The organism is uncultured Gelidibacter sp., from assembly GCF_947500795.1.
Taxonomy (GTDB): domain Bacteria; phylum Bacteroidota; class Bacteroidia; order Flavobacteriales; family Flavobacteriaceae; genus Gelidibacter.
In genome coordinates, this window is the sequence record NZ_CANMTE010000002.1 from 240923 (window position 1) to 257953 (window position 17031).

Here is a 17031-nt window from a genome sequence, read left to right on the forward strand (position 1 = left end):
CCTTTTATGTTTGCTCTTCCGATTATTGCTGTTATTATTTTTGTCATAGTCATTTCTGCTTTTTTTACCGTGAAGCAACAGTCTGCTGCCATTATTGAACGTTTTGGTAAATTTCAAGTCATTCGACATTCGGGATTACAAATGAAAATTCCAATTATTGATCGTGTGGCAGGTAGAATGAGCCTGAAAATTCAACAATTGGATGTAATTGTTGAAACAAAAACCTTGGATGATGTTTTCGTGCGATTAAAAATTTCTGTTCAATTTAAAGTGATTTCAGAAAAAGTATATGATGCCTTTTACAAACTGGATTATGCACACGATCAAATTACCAGTTATGTGTTTGATGTGGTACGTGCAGAAGTTCCTAAAATGAAATTGGACGACGTTTTTGTTAAGAAAGATGATATTGCTATCGCCGTTAAAACGGAATTGAATGATGCGATGTCAGATTACGGTTATGACATCATTAAAACGCTTGTAACAGACATTGATCCGGATGCACAGGTAAAAGCTGCCATGAACAGAATTAATGCGTCTGAGCGCGAGAAAATAGCGGCTCAATTTGAAGGTGATGCTGCGCGTATTTTAATTGTAGAACGTGCAAAAGCGGAAGCAGAAAGCAAACGTTTACAAGGTCAGGGTATTGCTGATCAGCGTCGTGAAATTGCACGTGGTTTAGAGGAATCAGTAGAAGTACTTAATAAAGTGGGTATTAATTCTCAGGAAGCGTCTGCACTAATTGTGGTAACACAGCATTATGATACGCTTCAGTCTATTGGTGAACATGTAAATAGTAACTTGATTTTATTACCAAATTCGCCTCAAGCTGGTAGTGATATGTTAAACAATATGGTGGCTAGTTTTACGGCAAGTAATCAGATTGGTGAAGCCATGAAAGAAGCCAAAAACAAGAAGAAAGAAAACGATTTGAAAAAGTAATCATCAATAAAAAGCCCTTCAGATGTGAAGGGCTTTTTAGTTTTTAATAGTCTCTATCCAACGCTAGATTTCTTTTAGTTGGTATTAACGCAACCAATTGTATCCTTACGCATCTTCATAGCAATACCTAAACCTAAAACATATGAGAGCAAAAATTTTATTGTTAATGATCGTCGGAATCTTATTTTCTTGTTCCAGTGATGATGACCATCAAACAAAAATTATCAACATGCGTGTGAATCATTATCAAAATACAGGAATGGGCGAAGGTTTGTTTTTAACTTTTCTTGTTCAAGAAGGAAATGCTATTGGAACAGATAATTGGACAAAATTATATAATACCATTGAAGGTTTTGATTATAAACCAGGGAAAATTTATGATCTTTCAGTAGTGGTTGAGCAGGTTAAAAATCCGCCTCAAGATGCCAGTTCTTTAAAATATACGTTGAAAGAAATAATTTCGACTCAAGATGTAGATCCTGAAATTCTATTTGATATTGATTTAAAAACAAATGGTCAGAGTTTTGTGACAACAAATTCAGGCTACGAACTTTTAAATCAGATTGAGATTGATTGTAATACGCTTTGCGATGCTCTCAATGCAGCCTTAGAAAATAAAGACTTCGTTGTGGGAACTTTTAAAAGACTCCCTAATAATGACCTACAATTGGTGGAACTGAAGTAAATTTCTTGCCAACAACGAACTGAATTACTGGCGAAATTAAATTAGGTAACATCTCCTCTTTTGATGCTTGTATATTATCTAAAAAAGCGCAGTCGAAACCCGTATGATGTTGTATCAACCTGTTTCGACTGCGCTAAATTGGACATTTTTATGCGAATGTTGACACCCTTATAAGGATGATCAAAAAATTCAATACACTTTATAATGCTTTTGCCTCAGTGACCAAAGCTTCATTTTTATCATCTATTCCTGAAGCGATAAATGCCTCAATATCTTCATTACGCTCTAACCCTTGTTCCAATAACACACCAAGTGTAATCATTGTAGCAATACGCGTCCCGACTTTTTTAGCCGCGGTGTTAAACCAAGGTTGCAACTCTTCATAACTCACATTTTTTGCAAGTTCTTGAATCTCTGCTTTAGTTTTTAATTGTTTTTCTTCCGGCAGATTGGTATATTTTTTACCTAATTGCTGAATGATATCAATCGCTTTTCGTTGCGGTTGATTGTTATTTGGTTTCACTTGCTGTGGCGAATTCTTTTGCTCCGTTTTTCCAGTATTCGATTCCTTAGTCCAAGAATCACGCAAGCCGACAGTTTTATTAAATACTAAGTTTTCTGCCGTCGAATCTTTATCAACATTAAAGTATCCAATACGTTGAAATTGGTAACGGTCTCCAACTTTAGCATCTTTTAAACTCGGCTCCACATACGCCGTAATGATTTTTAAAGATTCAGGATTTATAAATTCCATAAAATCCTTATCAGGATGTGCATCTGGAGAAGGATCCATAAACAAACGATCATATTCTCTAACCTCTGCCTTTACAGCATGTTTAATAGACACCCAATGCAAAGTTCCTTTAACTTTTATAGACGTATCTTCAGTATAGGTACAGTGAATTTCGGTGATATTCCCATGTGCATCTTTAACAACGCTTTCACCCTTAATGATGTAAGCATTCTTTAAACGCACTTGTTTTCCGATGCTTAATCTGAAATATTTGCTGCTCGCTTCTTCCTTAAAATCATCTCTTTCAATATACAATTCTCTAGAAAAAGGCACTTTTCTAAAGCCTAAACCTTCATCTTCCTGGCTATTTTCTGCTTCCAACCACTCCTCTTTTCCTTCTGGATAATTTGTGATTACAAGTTTAACAGGATCTAAAACAGCCATCACTCGTGGCGCTGTTTTGTTCAAATCTTCTCTGATACAGAACTCTAAAAGAGCCACATCAATCACATTATCACGTTTGGCAACCCCTACGGTTTCCACAAATTTACGGATCGCGTTTGGAGTATAACCTCTACGACGCAACCCAGAAATAGTTGGCATGCGCGGATCATCCCAACCCGAAACAATCTTCTCTTCTACCAATTTTAACAACTTACGTTTGCTCATGATGGTATAACTCAGGTTTAAACGGGCAAATTCGCGTTGTTTTGGGCGTATTTTGTCAGATTCAACCACTTGGTCCAAGAACCAGTCGTAAAGCTCTCTGTGAGGCTTAAATTCGAGAGAACATAAACTGTGTGTAATACTTTCCAAATAATCACTTTCACCATGCGTCCAATCGTACATAGGGTAAATGCACCAATCGTTGCCCGTTCTGTGATGGTGTTTTTTCAATACACGATACATAATTGGGTCACGCATTAGCATATTGGTATGCTTCATGTCAATTTTTGCACGCAATACATGAGACCCTTCTTCACATTCCCCATTCTTCATTTTTTCAAAAAGTGCCAAATTTTCCTCTACACTTCTATTGCGATAAGGACCATCTACACCAGGTTGTGTCGGTGTTCCTTTTTGCTCCGCCATAGCTTCAGACGATTGCGAATCAACATAAGCTTTTCCGTCCTTAATCATTTGAACAGCCCAATCATACAACTGTTGAAAATAATCAGAAGAGTACAATTCATTCGCCCAAGTATAGCCTAACCAAGAAATATCTTCTTTAATGGCATCCACATACTCTTGTTCTTCTTTTGCTGGATTGGTATCATCAAAACGTAGATTTACAGGCGCGTTATATTTTTCACCCAAACCAAAACTGATACCAATGGCTTTGGTATGTCCGATATGCAAATACCCATTTGGTTCCGGCGGAAACCTGAACCTAAGGTCGTCTTTAGACATTCCATTAGCTAAATCTTCTTCTATAATGTGCTCTAAAAAGTTGAGCGATTTTGATTCTTCTGACATAGGACTCGTGCTTATTTGTTATTCTTTAGTGCATTTTTCGGCACAATAAGAATTCTTATGCAAAATTAGGGATTTTTTTAGTTCTATAAATGGCTTATTTTTGTGGATATAAATGGAATTATGGGTGTTATTAAAGTTGAAAATATCAGGGTGTTTTCACATCATGGATGTTTAAAGGAGGAAACAAAAATAGGTAGCGATTATCGCGTCGATCTTAAAATAAAAGCCGATTTAAAACCTTCTGCAAAATCAGATAAATTGAGTGATACTGTTGATTATGTATTACTTAACAGAATCATAAAGGAAGAAATGAAGCAACCTTCCTATTTGCTAGAAACGGTTGCCAAACGTATCTTGAATCGTATTTTTGAGGAAGATCAATTGGTTACCAAAGCAACGGTTTCAGTAAGTAAAATTAATCCTCCAATTGGTGGCGATGTGGAAAAAGTGACCATTAAAATGACGGAGAAGCGAAAAAAATAGAACTATATAGCTTACCAAGTTTATTTTTTTTACATTTGCACTTCCAAATTTGGCATCATGGCCGAGTGGCTAGGCAGAGGTCTGCAAAACCTTCTACAGCGGTTCGAATCCGCTTGATGCCTCAAGAAAACCTTCAACTAATGTTGAGGGTTTTTTTATTTTAAATTTTTATCTGTTGGAACGCTGATGACGCGGATAAGTCGAATCAGAGCAGATTTTTGTATTGATTCTAAATTTTTATAAAAAATTAATTAAAGACTACAAACCTTCTACAGCGGTTCTCCCGATAGCTATCGGGACGCTTGATGCCTCAAGAAAACCTTCAACTAATGTTGAGGGTTTTTTTTATTCTAAATTTTCTGTTGGAACACTGATGACGCGGATTGAGCAGATTAAAGCTGATTTCTTTGATTTGATGGTATAAGAATTCTATAAATAAAAGTATTATTTCCTATCTTAAATTTTACTCGTTTGAACGCTGATGACACAGATTGAGCAGATTACAGCTGATTTCTTTGAGTTGATGGAATGAGAAATTGATGAATGGAGTACACTTTTCTTTCTTAGTATACCCTGAATTCACCGCTGATAACGCGGATTGAACAGATTGAACTTGATATTTTTTGATTTGATGCAATGAGAAATCAAGAAAACTAGCCGTTGTTGTTGATAAGTGCTATTTTTTCATTCACTTTATCCATAAACTCGTGGAGATATTCTGGAACATTTTCTTTTACTTGGTCAATTGTCCACTTATAAACAACACCATTTTTTGAAAGTTGAATAAAGAGTCCGCCGCCATCAGCGCAATCTGGACATCCAAAAACTGTAGTGTCATCTTCCAATAATTGCTGTGGCATATAGGTTGTCAAATCTTTTACTTGATTGAAAGAAGCTTCATCTAACTCGCGAAATTTTAAATTTTCCAATGATTGTTTATCATCGGTATTTTCATAGAGTTTAGTGTCGGTCAGCTTAAAAATTGCTACACAATTTTCACCTGCACACATGCCATAATAATGGCCGAAAATAAGATAATCTCCTGTCTTTTTAGAAATATCATCAGAATTACAAGCTGTAAATAGAAACGTGGTCAATACTAAAATAAGTACTCTTTTCATGAGATAGGTTTCTATGTAGATGGAACTTATTGTAAATGGTTGCGTGATAACGCAAACTATTCATTTTCAAAAGGATTGATTTGCTCCAATCGGTCTTTAAGCAATTCCTTTTCTTTAGGGAAAAACGCCTGAGTGAGTAATAAAACTCCAAAACCTAAAATAACTAAGGCTACAATCTTTTTCGTCTTAAAAATGAGTCGTGGGGTTAACTTATTCTTCAGCTTTTTAGCAATAAGAATCTTAAAAAGATCAATTATAAAATACGTTACGAGGATGGTACTTAAGAATACAACTACGCCACCTTTGCTATCCGTAAATGAATTGGCAATGATGATGAATCCTACCCATCCCACGAGCACACCAATATTTATAAAATTCAGTAAAAATCCTTTTAAAAAGAGTTTCCCATAGTTCTTTTGGAATTCCACCCTATGGTATTCCCTGACAATGGAACGAAAGGATTTTGAAGTTTTTGTAAAGGAGATAAATCCGTAGGCGACCAAAATAACCCCTCCAAAGACCAGGAAATTAGGATCATCCTTTATTTTATCCAATAACTTATTAGTACTTAAAAAGGCGACGGCAATGAATAAAATATCAGCAAGCATCACGCCCAAATCAAAAATAAGAGCGCTTTTAAATCCTTTTGTAGCACTCGTTTCTAAGAGTACAAAAAATACTGGCCCGATTGTAAAAGCCAGTATAATTCCAAAAGGAATAGCCGATAAAATGTCGTCAAACATAAAACTTGTGTTTCAACAAAACTACATAAAAATTTACCTTTTAAGTAGCTTCAAGGTTTTCAAAAGCCTAACCTATACTATGTGTTTATTCATTATCAAGCATCTACAAAATAAAGAAATTTCTTAATCCATAATCTTAATACGACCACCCAACACTTTACTCTCAATAACACGTTCTGGATTTCCATAAATAAACACATCACCACCAGCACGTATTTTTATATCTGCCACTTTTGAAGCGTTGATATGCGCTTCTCCTGCAGCTCTAATAGCCACGTAACTAGATTCAGATTCCAATGTTTTACCATTAAAAATCCCGCCCGTGTTAATAGAAATATCTTGTCGCATTACTTTTCCAAAAACTTGCACATCACCACCTGTAACGGCTTTAACTTCGTTTTCGGTAACATCCAGCGTTAATTTGATAATGGCGCCTTCTTGAGCTCGTAATTCGATTTTATGCTGTTTAAAAGTGTCTTCAGAACTTACATAAGCACCCTCATTCGCATCAATAATCGCAATATCTTTAAAATACAAGGTGACATTGGTTTTGTTACCGTCAAATTTCTCACCTAAACGCATTTTCACCTTCAGCACCCCATTTCTATTGACCAATTCCACATCACTTTGGTTATCTCCAGAAATAATCGCTTTATTTTCATTTGCTTTTATCAAGGTCACGTTAATTAAATCGTAAACTTTTAGCTCGTCAAAATCGCCAATATTTTTTTCTATGCCTTCTTGGGCTAACGATTGTACCCCTAAAAACAGGGCCATCATCATTACTATTATTTTCATAATTATTTTTTTTTAAGTTATAAGCCATACATAAAAACTACCCTTAATTTACTAATTTAAAGGGAGTTGAAACTATAGCAATTGATAAATAAAACTTAAAACTTAGGCCACTGATACTGCCGTGCCGGTTACAGAAACGGTTATACAGTTATTAACAGTAACCTCCATATCTACCTTAATACCAACAACAGCGTTGGCATTTAGTTTTCTTGCATGGTTCTGCAATTCTTGAAAAGCTTGTTCTTTTACCTGGCTCATACTTTCAGAAATTCCAGCATAGTATTTTTCCATATTGAAGGAAATTGACATTTTTTGCATGTTGACTGCAATTCCTGAAACGATGCCTTTATATTCTAAAATTTTAAAGCCTTCTATAGAATTAGTGGTTGTGAGAATCATATGTTTAAGTTTATCCTATCAGTAGAAACTACACCACATTTGTTACAATTCTATAATTTGTGGTTTTCCAATCAGCGTAAAATCGAGGTGTTTTTTAACTAAATCGGTGTTTTTAACCTTCACTACGACTTCTTCACCAAGTTGATAACTCACGCCAGATTTTTTTCCAACCAAGGCATATTCTGTTGCATCAAATTCATAATGATCATCATTCATATCTCTAACAGATACCATGCCTTCACATTTATTTGAAACGATTTCAACATAAATTCCCCAATCTGTTACACCAGAAATAACTCCTACAAACTCTTCATTTTTATGGTTTTCCATAAATTTGATCTGCATGTATTTAATAGAATCACGTTCTGCCTTGGTAGACAGATTTTCCATATTGCTGGAATGGTTACATTTCTCTTCGTAAATAGCTTCATTAGCCGATTTTTCACCATCTAGGTAACGTTGCAACAAACGATGCACCATCACATCAGGATAACGACGGATTGGCGACGTAAAATGCGTGTAATAATCGAATGCTAAACCATAATGGCCGATGTTATGCGTGGTATATTCCGCTTTACTCATCGTTCTAATGGTCAACGTATCCACTAAATTTTGTTCGGCTTTACCTTGAACATCTTTTAACATCCCGTTTAAAGAAGATGAAATACTATTGCGATCCTTGAAATTAAGTTTGTATCCAAATTTAGAAACTACGCCTTGCAATGCCGCTAATTTAGTAGCATCTGGCTCATCATGCACACGATACACAAAAGTCTTTTTAGGCGATTGTTTTCCAATATATTGTGCTACTTTTTTATTGGCAAGCAACATAAATTCTTCAATCAATTTGTTGGCATCTTGACTGGTTTTAAAGAACACCCCTATCGGATTTGCCTGCTCATCAAGATTGAATTTTACTTCTACTTTATCAAAAGAAATGGCGCCTTCTTTCATACGTTCACGACGCATAATTTTTGCCAATTCGTCCATTTTTAAAACAGCATCAGCAATATTTTGATCAACGTCATAAGCCTCTCCTGTAATAGAAACTTCTTCTGGAATGTGGGTCCCGTTGGTTTCAATGATGGCTTGCGCTTCTTCATAAGCAAAACGAGCATCACTGTAGGTTACCGTTCTTCCAAACCACTGCGATTTTATTTCAGCCTTATCATTCATCTGAAACACTGCAGAAAATGTATATTTTTCTTCGTTTGGACGTAAGGAACACGCATTATTTGACAGTACTTCCGGAAGCATAGGAACTACCCTATCCACCAAATACACTGAGGTTGCACGCTCATAAGCTTCATCATCTAAAATAGTACCTTCTTGCACATAATGCGATACATCAGCAATGTGTATTCCGATTTCAAATAAACCATTATCCAGCACTTCAAATGATAACGCATCATCAAAATCTTTTGCATCTTTCGGATCTATGGTAAACGTAAGCACGTTTCTCATGTCGCGACGCTTAGCAATTTCAGCTTCGTTAATGGACGTATCTAGGTTGTTGGCATATTCTTCTACCTCGGCAGGAAATTCGTATGGAAGCCCATATTCTGCCAGAATAGCGTGAATTTCAGTATTGTGTTCTCCAGGTTTTCCTAAAACTTTTAAGACGGCACCTTTAGGTGAATCTTCGTTTTTTTCCCAACTTTCAAGAGATACTAAAACAACATCGCCATTTTCAGCTTTGTTAATTTTATTGATCGGTACAAAAATGTCCGTATACATCTTGTTTCCGTTCACAACAACGAAAGCGTAATTATCGTGAATTTGAATCACCCCTACATATTCGCTTTTAGCGCGTTTAATGATGTTTGTAATCTCACCCTCAAACTTACCCTTGTTACGACGTTTGTAAGCGTAAAACTCAACTTCATCGCCATTTAAGGCCTTATTTATGTTATTGGAAGCAATAAAGACATCCTCTTCAAAGTCTGGACTGATAATATATCCTGAACCTTTGGAGGCCATATCTAAAATTCCCGTATGGTATTCTGTGTTAACAACTGCTTTAAACTTGCCACGTTCAGTTTCTTCAATCTCTTTTTTAGCAAGTAACTCCTGAAGTTTCTTTATAATTTGATTTCTGCTAGAAGCATCATTTACTTCAAGTTTAGCAGCAATTTGTTTATAGTTATAGGATTGATTTCTATCTTTTTTTAAAATACTTAGAATTGTATTTGTTAGGTTAGAGATCTTATTTGATGATCCCTTTCTTCTTTTTTTTGTCATTTATAATGTAATCATATTGAATTTCTAAAGTTAAGCGAAATTCTGTTATTTGAAACTCAATTAAAGGAGAAGATTGGTAATTAAGTTTTTACAAAACTACGATTTATATATTAAACCAAAGTTTCCTTTATATCAAATTTAAGATAACTCCGACATTTCATTCTTTTAAAAACACTTTAAAAACTCTAAATCGAAGTTCAAAACAGTTATCCACATTTATATATATTATAATTAGCTTTTATTTTAAAATTAAAAAAAAAATGATGTTTATGATGGGGTGTTAATAACCGTTATAACTTTTTGAGCTTTTGTTTTGAAAGTTTAAAATTGACAGTTTGTTAGGATGAAGTTAACAAGTTATATGATTTTAATCGCTTGAGTGTAAGTGATATTTTAAAGGTTATTAACAACTGTTAACAACAGGATTATACAACTAATTCATGATAATATTTTTCTATTTCTATGTTCACAGACCTACTTTTTGATGATGATAAGTAGTCAGAAAAAAATGGGTTAAATTTTAGGAATTGATGTTTATAACCTTGGTTGTAAAAAAATCTGACTTATAAAAATTTTAATGTTAGAAATTAGCTACAAGATATTAACAAGAAATCAATAGTAGTTTAACTGTTGTTAACAACGTAAAGTGTTCCTTATATAGATGTATAAATATATCCTTTTATTTAAGTGCATTTAGTAACTTTATACGCGAAACAAAACACAACAAAATATGAAAATTTCAATTGGTAATGATCATGCTGGTACTGAGTATAAAGAGGCCATTATTAAGCATTTAGAGAAGAAAAACTTCGAAATTAAGAACTACGGAACTAATAGTAATGACAGCGTAGATTATCCAGATTTCGTACATCCAGTAGCAACTGATGTTGAAAACAACGCTGTGGATTTCGGAATTATTATCTGCGGAAGCGGTAATGGTGCAAATATGACTGCTAATAAACATCAAGGGGTACGTTCAGCCTTATGTTGGAATAAAGAAATTGTAGCCTTGGCAAGACAGCATAATGATGCTAATATATTGAGCATTCCGTCCCGATTTACAGCGCTTCAACAAGCTATTGAAATGGTAGACACCTTTATAGAGACTGCTTTTGAAGGTGGGCGTCACGAAAACCGCATTAAAAAGATTCCAGTGGAACATTAATTCATGGGTCTTCACCATTCACATTCTAATAAGAAAGATAGGAATCTAGTCATTTCTATCCTGCTGAACATCCTGATAACTGCTGCTCAAATTGTGGGCGGCATCTTATCAGGAAGTTTGGCCTTATTAAGTGATGCGCTACATAATTTTAGTGATGTTATTGCTCTTGTTGTAACTTATGTAGCATCAAAATTATCAAAACAAAAAGCGTCCTTCCATCGTACATTCGGTTATAAACGTGCTGAAATTCTTGCCGCGTTTATCAATGCTTCAACTTTAGTTATTGTTGCCATTCTTTTAATTATTGAGGCGTTTAGCCGTTTTCAGAATCCAGAACCTATTGAATCCTCTTTAGTTATTTGGTTGGCTTTAATTGCCATTTTTGCGAATGGTTTTAGTGTATTACTTCTCAAAAAAGATGCGCAGAATAACCTTAACATGCGTTCTGCATACATACATTTATTGACAGATATGTTAGCAAGTGTTGCCGTATTAGTAGGTGGATTATTGATGACATTTTACCAATGGTATTGGGTAGATAGTGTGTTGACTTTCCTGATTGCGCTGTATTTAATTTGGGTAGGCTATGATTTATTGATCAAATCTTCCAAAATGCTCATGTTATTTACGCCAGATCATATTGATATTAAGGATGTGGTCAGAGCCGTACATCAAATTCCTAAAGTGAATAGACTGCACCATGTGCATATTTGGGGTTTAAATGATGATGAATTGCATTTGGAAGCACATTTAGAATTTAAGGAAGATATTAGTCTGTCTGAATTTGATAACATTTTACACGATATTGAACTATTATTACATGATCAATTTGAAATTAATCATGTCAACATTCAACCGGAATTCAATAAAATGGATCCTAAAGAAATTATTGTCCAAGATTAATTGATTCACCACAAAATACAGTTATCCACATGTTAACAATTACTACAAAAACCTTTAAAGAACTCAGTATTGATGAGCTCTATGCTCTGTTACAATTGCGAAGTGAAATATTTGTAGTGGAACAAAATTGTGTGTATCAGGATATCGATTATAAAGATCAAAATGCCTTACATGTGTTGGGATTTAAGGACAGTGAATTAGTGGCGTACACGCGAATTTTTAAACCTGGTGATTATTTTGAATTGGCCAGTATTGGACGTGTACTTGTAAAAGCCAGCGCGCGCCATTTAAACTTTGGATATGCGATTATGGAGGCTTCCATTAAAGCGATTGAAGAGCGCTACAACGAGACCAAAATTAAAATTTCAGCCCAAACCTATTTAAAAAGATTTTATAATAATTTAGGTTTTGTGGAAATTGGAGAAGGTTATCTTGAGGATGGTATTCCACATATTGGAATGTTGAAAAGCTAGTTAATTTCTGACACATAAGTGACCATAATCTCTACACGACGGTCATATTTAGCCTCGCCTCCCAATGGGAATTTGCGGCGCATCCCAACAAATTTCATACGTTTGGCATTGATGCCTTGCTTTACGAGATAATCATAAATATGCTTAGCTCTGGCTAATGATAAATTGCGTTTGTTTGTTTTTCTATCAATCGCATCCCTACTGTTTTGGGTGCAACACACATGACCTTGAATGGTAAAATAAATGTCATCTCTTTTAATTAACACCTTGGCAATTTCCTCTAAAGTCTTTTTTGATTCTGGTAATAAATAGCTGTAACCGGTTTGAAAAAGGATATTATCCAAGACGATATTATCCCCTATTTTAATGTTGCCTTCTAAGGTTTCCTTGGCGGTTTTAACTTTAGTTTCAACGATAGGTTTTGGTGGAAAAACTGGCGAAACGATAATCTCAACCTTTCTGTTTAAACCTCGAATTTTATTGACATTTTCCTCTTTAATGAGTTTTAATAATATTTTACCCTTACCATCAACATTGGTAATCAGCGATTCGTCAAACTCATGGTTTGAAAAGGTGGTTTTAATGGAATTGGCTCTTTTTTGTGAGAGTGCTAAGTTGTAAGATTCGCTGCCTCTGTCATCTGTAAACCCATAAATAGATATTTTTTGAATGTCTAAATTTTCGATTTCAGAAAGGAAAACAAGGAGTCTACTTTGTTCTGTTTCAGTGACTTCAAATTCATCAGTTTCAAAAAACACCTCATGTTTTAATTCCTCTTGAGCCCATAGCAGATGGGTAAAAAGAACACTTATAAGCAGTATTTTTTTCATTATTTAGTCACTTAGTTGACTAAATATAACTAATTTTTTTACATACTAGTTTTCTATTCGACGAACGGAAATTATTGAAGATGACTTAAATACGTTGATGGACTCTTTAAAATGTCTGCACCTTTTTTAATTTCAGTATTATTCGCAATGTAATAGGTGTACATGCCTTCTCTATAAAAATAACGCTTTACAATTTCCTCAGACAACAGGCCCATAATTTGAGTTTTATTATCATCAATAGCTTTCGTTTTATAGGTGTTTAACGATTTTAATAAGTCATTATACTGCGCATCAATTACACCGTTTAAATCTTCGTCTTTAGCCACTAATAGGGCATCGTCAAATGCTTTTTCAGTCTTGGTTTCAAAATTGAAATTATTGGCTTTTAAAAAGGCTTTAAAGGCATTAAAATCGGCATCCGTTAACTTAAAACTCTTTAAATCTGTAACCTTATGTGAATAATAGTAGTCTGTTGCAAAATCAAAAATCAGATGTTCGTTGACAATAGCCTCAGTAATTGGGCTCAATTTAGTAATATCCAACTCCACATCAGGTTGAATTCCACCACCATCATATACGGTTCTACCTCTTTTGGTTTTAAACGCAGTATAGTTTTCTTTCTTGACACGTGTCGCTTTACCACTTTCGTCTCTATTCCAATAATCTAAAGACTGTATAGAGCGTCCTGAAGGCGTGTAGTAACGTGAGATGGTAATTTTCATTTGCGTGCCGTAAACCAAAGATTTTGGACGCTGTACCAAGCCTTTACCAAAACTTCTGGCACCTACAACCACTGCTCTATCTAAATCCTGTAACGCCCCGGCTACAATCTCACTTGCAGAGGCACTTCTACCGTCAATCAAGACTACTAACGGAATCTCGGTGTCAATGGCTTCTTTTTGGGTATAATAGGTTTTATTGTACTTATCAACTTTTGATTTTGTAGTAACGACCAATTGATTTTTAGGAATAAAAATATTGGTAACATTCACCGCTTCATTGAGCAATCCACCTAAATTGCCTCGAAGATCCAAAACAATTTGTTTTGCCCCTTGGCTCTTTAAAACGCGAACGGCATTAATGGTTTCGGCTGATGCCTTTTCATTGAATTTTCGCAACACCACATAACCTATTTTATCATCAATCATTGAATAATGTGGCACAGCGTGGATTTCTACAGCTTCACGTTTAATGGTAGCTGTTTGTGTTTTTCCTTGACGCACATACGTAACCTCTACGGTAGTTCCGGCAGTACCTTGTAATAAATTCCCAGCATCATCATTAAAATCGGCTACAACGGTCTGATCTACTTTAATAATTTCATCACCCGCCTTTAATCCTGCTTTATCCGCCGGAAAATCTTTATAAGGCTCTATGATAACTAATTTATCTTTTAGGGTTAATACGCTGGCCCCAATGCCTGTATAATCGCCTGTATTATTAATTCTCGAGGCTTCTACATCTTGTTCATTGTAAAAATTGGTGTAGGGATCCAAATCTTGAAGCATGCTTTTAATGGCGGTATCCATCAAATCTGCCGGATTGGTTTCATCAACATAATTCATGTTGATCTCTTTAAATAATGTGGTAAAAATTTCTATTTGCTTGGCAATTTCAAAAAAATCGTTTTTAAATGCCGATCCAGTAATAAATACAACACCAATAAGAATAGGAAGTACTATCTTTTTTGTCAATAACTTTTTCATAAGCGTAGTCTCAAAAAGTTTAGGAATTAGGGTGTGATTCTTTCTTTAAAAAAGCGTCCAATAAGGTATTCATTTTTTTCGATATGGTACTAAAATCGCTTTCAGTCTTCCCAATATACAACACCATTAACGCATATTGACCTGTAATGTTGTTACTATAAGCGGATTTATTAAGCCTGTAAGCCTCTCGCATCAAACGCTTTATTCGGTTTCTATGGACTGCTTTTTTAAAATTGCGTTTACTTACTGAAACACCCGTTTTTAGTGGCGTAGAATCTTCAAAGCTGGTTTTTATATACACGAGCCTCAGGGGATATGCAACTACCGATTTACCTTCCGCAAATAGCTTTTCAATGAGCTTTTGGCTTTTTAGCTTTTCTATTTTTTTATACGACTGATCCATAAGGCATCAAAGGTAATTAGGTTTCATAAAAAAACCGCTTTTAATAAAGCGGTTTTTTAGAAGTTGAATCTGTGATTTAATTAACGGTCATCACATTATTTTCTCTGTTGATATCTGCCATATACCCTCTCGGATCAATAGTTATTGAGGTTATTGCACTCTTTGGTTTTTCAATTTCAAAGGTATAATTTGGATGTGCCCAAGCCCAATTTTTCAATACTGTAGTGGTATCTTCTACTGGCTTTGCACCACGCATCATACGTAACGGAATGTTGTAGTGCGCTTTTGTACCATCCGCATAGGTCACTTCCAAATCTAAAGGCATTGGCATTAAACCAATACGCTCTAAGGTTACAGTAGTTTTATCTCCTTCTGAATCGACAGATTTAATAGCGTAATCAATGGTGTTGGTGGTTTGTGTCCAATCCATCAAATACCAATCCAATTCTAGGCCTGAAACTTTCTCTGCAACACGGATCACATCCATTGGTTTTGGGTGTTTAAACGCCCATTCTTTATAATAACGTTTGATGGTTTTATCAAGATTGTCTTCACCAATAATATAACCTAATTGCGATAAAAATAAAGTCCCTTTGCTGTATGCTGAAATCGAATACGCACGGTTGTAGTTATAACGATCTGAATGTGTGGTTTGCGGTTGCTCTCTATCAGATTTTGCTAACGCGATATAGGAACGGTAAGAACCTGCAAACGGATTATCGCTGTTGGTGCCGCTAATAGCGTCTAATGCTCTATCTTGAATGTAGCTTGTAAAGCCTTCATCCATCCAAGAATGTTTGCTTTCATTGCTGGCTAATACAAATTGGAACCAGCTATGTGCCAATTCATGCGCTGTTACGCTGATTAAGCCATTTAAGGAACCTTCACCAACAATAAGCGTGCTCATGCCGTATTCCATACCGCCATCACCACCTTGAATTACAGAATATTGATCATATGGATACTCACCAATATGCGTGTTGAAATACTGCATCAACTGCTCCGTAATTGGTTGTAATTTTTTCCAATTCTCAAGATTTTCAGCTGGCATGGTGCTTTTGTATAAAAAGTGAAGCGTTGGTCCATTTTCCATTTGAAGGGTGTCATGGATATAATCCGGATCCGCAGCCCATGTAAAGTCGTGAACATTTGGTGCTTTAAAGTGCCATGTTAAAGTCTTGCCTTTTTGCTTTTTAACCTTTTCGGTTTCATACCCATGTCCTATTTCGTTAGGGTTTTGAAGGTAGCCTGTACCACCGATAATATAATTTTTATCGATTGTAATTTTCACGTCAAAATCGCCCCAAACACCATAAAATTCCCTTGCAATATACGGGTCTGCATGCCAACCTTCATCATCATATTCAGCTAATTTAGGATACCATTGCGCCATGGACAAGGCCACACCTTCCTTACTGTTTCGACCAGCACGACGGATTTGAAGCGGCACTTGCGCATCAAAAACCATATCAAAAGTTGTCTTTTCGCCTGGTTGAATAGGTGTATTTAAAGTCACCATTAAAATAGTACCTTGCGTTTCATGCGTTACAGGTTTCCCATCTTGTAGTAAGGAGGCTACTTTGATATATCCAATTTCATCAGGTCCTAACTTACTGATTCGACTTTCGTAAATTGGATCTGCTTTGGTGCCCAGGTTGTTCACCATACGCCCATCAGGATCTGGAATACTTTTTAAACGGGCATCCATCTCACTATCCGGTTGAAAAGCGTTAGGATACAAATGGTAAAATACCTTGTTTAAAACATCAGGAGAATTATTGGTGTAGACCAATTTTTGCGTCCCTGAATATTTGTAGGTTTTTACATCCATATCAATGGCCATGGTATAATCTACATGTTGTTGCCAGTAATGAGGATTCGAAGATGGTGTTGTTTCATTTTGAGAATGTCCTGTAAAAGAAGACATCAT

At 35.4% G+C, this 17031-nt stretch carries 16 protein-coding genes and 1 tRNA gene; 7 read left to right on the plus strand and 10 right to left on the minus strand.

The genetic code is table 11. From position 1 onward, the window contains the following. The first annotated feature begins 6 nt into the window (after window positions 1–6). The gene (locus Q0947_RS06290) at window positions 7–942 is read left to right on the plus strand and encodes an SPFH domain-containing protein (RefSeq protein ID WP_299393723.1); all 936 of its coding nucleotides are present in this window, start codon (window positions 7–9) and stop codon (window positions 940–942) included. 142 nt (window positions 943–1084) lie between these two features. Then, window positions 1085–1627 (plus strand): DUF4377 domain-containing protein, encoded by a 543-nt coding sequence (locus tag Q0947_RS06295; RefSeq protein WP_299393726.1) that lies wholly within the window; start codon window positions 1085–1087, stop codon window positions 1625–1627. 199 nt (window positions 1628–1826) lie between these two features. Here the strand turns inward: Q0947_RS06295 and Q0947_RS06300 are convergent, their stop codons facing one another. After that, a complete protein-coding gene (locus Q0947_RS06300) occupies window positions 1827–3836 on the minus strand; it encodes a glutamine--tRNA ligase/YqeY domain fusion protein (protein ID WP_299393729.1) in 2010 nt (669 codons plus the stop codon). A gap of 120 nt (window positions 3837–3956) precedes the next feature. Between Q0947_RS06300 and folB the strand changes: the two genes are divergently transcribed. Next, window positions 3957–4319, plus strand: coding sequence for a dihydroneopterin aldolase (gene folB, locus Q0947_RS06305; RefSeq protein ID WP_299393731.1), 363 nt, complete (start codon window positions 3957–3959; stop codon window positions 4317–4319). Between the two features lie 51 nt (window positions 4320–4370). Beyond that, a tRNA-Cys gene (locus Q0947_RS06310) sits at window positions 4371–4441 on the plus strand. Window positions 4442–4972: 531 nt separating this feature from the next. Here Q0947_RS06310 and Q0947_RS06315 read toward each other — a convergent pair. The 5 genes from Q0947_RS06315 to rnr form a co-directional block, all read right to left on the minus strand. Then, window positions 4973–5440, minus strand: a complete 468-nt coding sequence (locus Q0947_RS06315; protein WP_299393734.1) for a hypothetical protein — start codon at window positions 5438–5440, stop codon at window positions 4973–4975. A gap of 56 nt (window positions 5441–5496) precedes the next feature. Then, entirely contained in the window at window positions 5497–6183 is a 687-nt protein-coding gene (locus Q0947_RS06320) for a LysE family transporter (protein ID WP_299393737.1), read from the minus strand. 123 nt (window positions 6184–6306) lie between these two features. Further along, window positions 6307–6981, minus strand: a complete 675-nt coding sequence (locus Q0947_RS06325) for a head GIN domain-containing protein (RefSeq protein WP_299393741.1) — start codon at window positions 6979–6981, stop codon at window positions 6307–6309. A gap of 102 nt (window positions 6982–7083) precedes the next feature. Further along, the gene (locus Q0947_RS06330; RefSeq protein WP_299393745.1) at window positions 7084–7380 is read right to left on the minus strand and encodes a heavy metal-binding domain-containing protein; all 297 of its coding nucleotides are present in this window, start codon (window positions 7378–7380) and stop codon (window positions 7084–7086) included. 42 nt (window positions 7381–7422) lie between these two features. Continuing rightward, complete coding sequence (gene rnr, locus Q0947_RS06335) at window positions 7423–9621, minus strand: ribonuclease R (RefSeq protein WP_299393749.1); 2199 nt, start codon at window positions 9619–9621, stop codon at window positions 7423–7425. A gap of 730 nt (window positions 9622–10351) precedes the next feature. Here rnr and rpiB point away from each other — a divergent pair. The 3 genes from rpiB to Q0947_RS06350 are packed head-to-tail and all read left to right on the plus strand — an operon-like array spanning window position 10352 to window position 12162. Beyond that, complete coding sequence (rpiB, locus tag Q0947_RS06340; protein ID WP_299393754.1) at window positions 10352–10786, plus strand: ribose 5-phosphate isomerase B; 435 nt, start codon at window positions 10352–10354, stop codon at window positions 10784–10786. A 3-nt stretch (window positions 10787–10789) separates the two neighbouring features. Continuing rightward, a complete protein-coding gene (locus tag Q0947_RS06345; RefSeq protein ID WP_299393759.1) occupies window positions 10790–11689 on the plus strand; it encodes a cation diffusion facilitator family transporter in 900 nt (299 codons plus the stop codon). A 29-nt stretch (window positions 11690–11718) separates the two neighbouring features. Further along, window positions 11719–12162, plus strand: coding sequence for a GNAT family N-acetyltransferase (locus Q0947_RS06350; protein ID WP_299393763.1), 444 nt, complete (start codon window positions 11719–11721; stop codon window positions 12160–12162). Here the strand turns inward: Q0947_RS06350 and Q0947_RS06355 are convergent. The 4 genes from Q0947_RS06355 to Q0947_RS06370 form a co-directional block, all read right to left on the minus strand. Further along, a complete protein-coding gene (locus Q0947_RS06355; RefSeq protein ID WP_299393767.1) occupies window positions 12159–12992 on the minus strand; it encodes an OmpA family protein in 834 nt (277 codons plus the stop codon). The two genes, Q0947_RS06350 and Q0947_RS06355, sit on opposite strands and share 4 nt — an antisense overlap. Window positions 12993–13063: 71 nt before the next feature. Continuing rightward, entirely contained in the window at window positions 13064–14698 is a 1635-nt protein-coding gene (locus tag Q0947_RS06360; protein WP_299393772.1) for a S41 family peptidase, read from the minus strand. Between the two features lie 19 nt (window positions 14699–14717). Next, complete coding sequence (gene rnpA / locus Q0947_RS06365) at window positions 14718–15101, minus strand: ribonuclease P protein component (protein WP_299393777.1); 384 nt, start codon at window positions 15099–15101, stop codon at window positions 14718–14720. Between the two features lie 76 nt (window positions 15102–15177). Continuing rightward, complete coding sequence (locus Q0947_RS06370; RefSeq protein WP_299394979.1) at window positions 15178–17031, minus strand: M1 family metallopeptidase; 1854 nt, start codon at window positions 17029–17031, stop codon at window positions 15178–15180.

Excerpts from the sequence above, each read along its gene's own strand:
- Q0947_RS06345 (WP_299393759.1), top strand. The coding sequence starts at position 10,790 with ATGGGTCTTCACCATTCACATTCTAATAAGAAAGATAGGAATCTAGTC.
- Q0947_RS06350 (WP_299393763.1), top strand. The coding sequence starts at position 11,719 with ATGTTAACAATTACTACAAAAACCTTTAAAGAACTCAGTATTGATGAG.
- Q0947_RS06330 (WP_299393745.1), bottom strand. The coding sequence starts at position 7,380 with ATGATTCTCACAACCACTAATTCTATAGAAGGCTTTAAAATTTTAGAA.
- rpiB (WP_299393754.1), top strand. The coding sequence starts at position 10,352 with ATGAAAATTTCAATTGGTAATGATCATGCTGGTACTGAGTATAAAGAG.
- folB (WP_299393731.1), top strand. The coding sequence starts at position 3,957 with ATGGGTGTTATTAAAGTTGAAAATATCAGGGTGTTTTCACATCATGGA.
- Q0947_RS06370 (WP_299394979.1), bottom strand. The coding sequence starts at position 17,031 with ATGATGTCTTCTTTTACAGGACATTCTCAAAATGAAACAACACCATCT.
- Q0947_RS06300 (WP_299393729.1), bottom strand. The coding sequence starts at position 3,836 with ATGTCAGAAGAATCAAAATCGCTCAACTTTTTAGAGCACATTATAGAA.
- Q0947_RS06360 (WP_299393772.1), bottom strand. The coding sequence starts at position 14,698 with ATGAAAAAGTTATTGACAAAAAAGATAGTACTTCCTATTCTTATTGGT.
- Q0947_RS06320 (WP_299393737.1), bottom strand. The coding sequence starts at position 6,183 with ATGTTTGACGACATTTTATCGGCTATTCCTTTTGGAATTATACTGGCT.
- Q0947_RS06295 (WP_299393726.1), top strand. The coding sequence starts at position 1,085 with ATGAGAGCAAAAATTTTATTGTTAATGATCGTCGGAATCTTATTTTCT.
- Q0947_RS06325 (WP_299393741.1), bottom strand. The coding sequence starts at position 6,981 with ATGAAAATAATAGTAATGATGATGGCCCTGTTTTTAGGGGTACAATCG.
- Q0947_RS06315 (WP_299393734.1), bottom strand. The coding sequence starts at position 5,440 with ATGAAAAGAGTACTTATTTTAGTATTGACCACGTTTCTATTTACAGCT.
- Q0947_RS06290 (WP_299393723.1), top strand. The coding sequence starts at position 7 with ATGTTTGCTCTTCCGATTATTGCTGTTATTATTTTTGTCATAGTCATT.
- rnr (WP_299393749.1), bottom strand. The coding sequence starts at position 9,621 with ATGACAAAAAAAAGAAGAAAGGGATCATCAAATAAGATCTCTAACCTA.
- Q0947_RS06355 (WP_299393767.1), bottom strand. The coding sequence starts at position 12,992 with ATGAAAAAAATACTGCTTATAAGTGTTCTTTTTACCCATCTGCTATGG.
- rnpA (WP_299393777.1), bottom strand. The coding sequence starts at position 15,101 with ATGGATCAGTCGTATAAAAAAATAGAAAAGCTAAAAAGCCAAAAGCTC.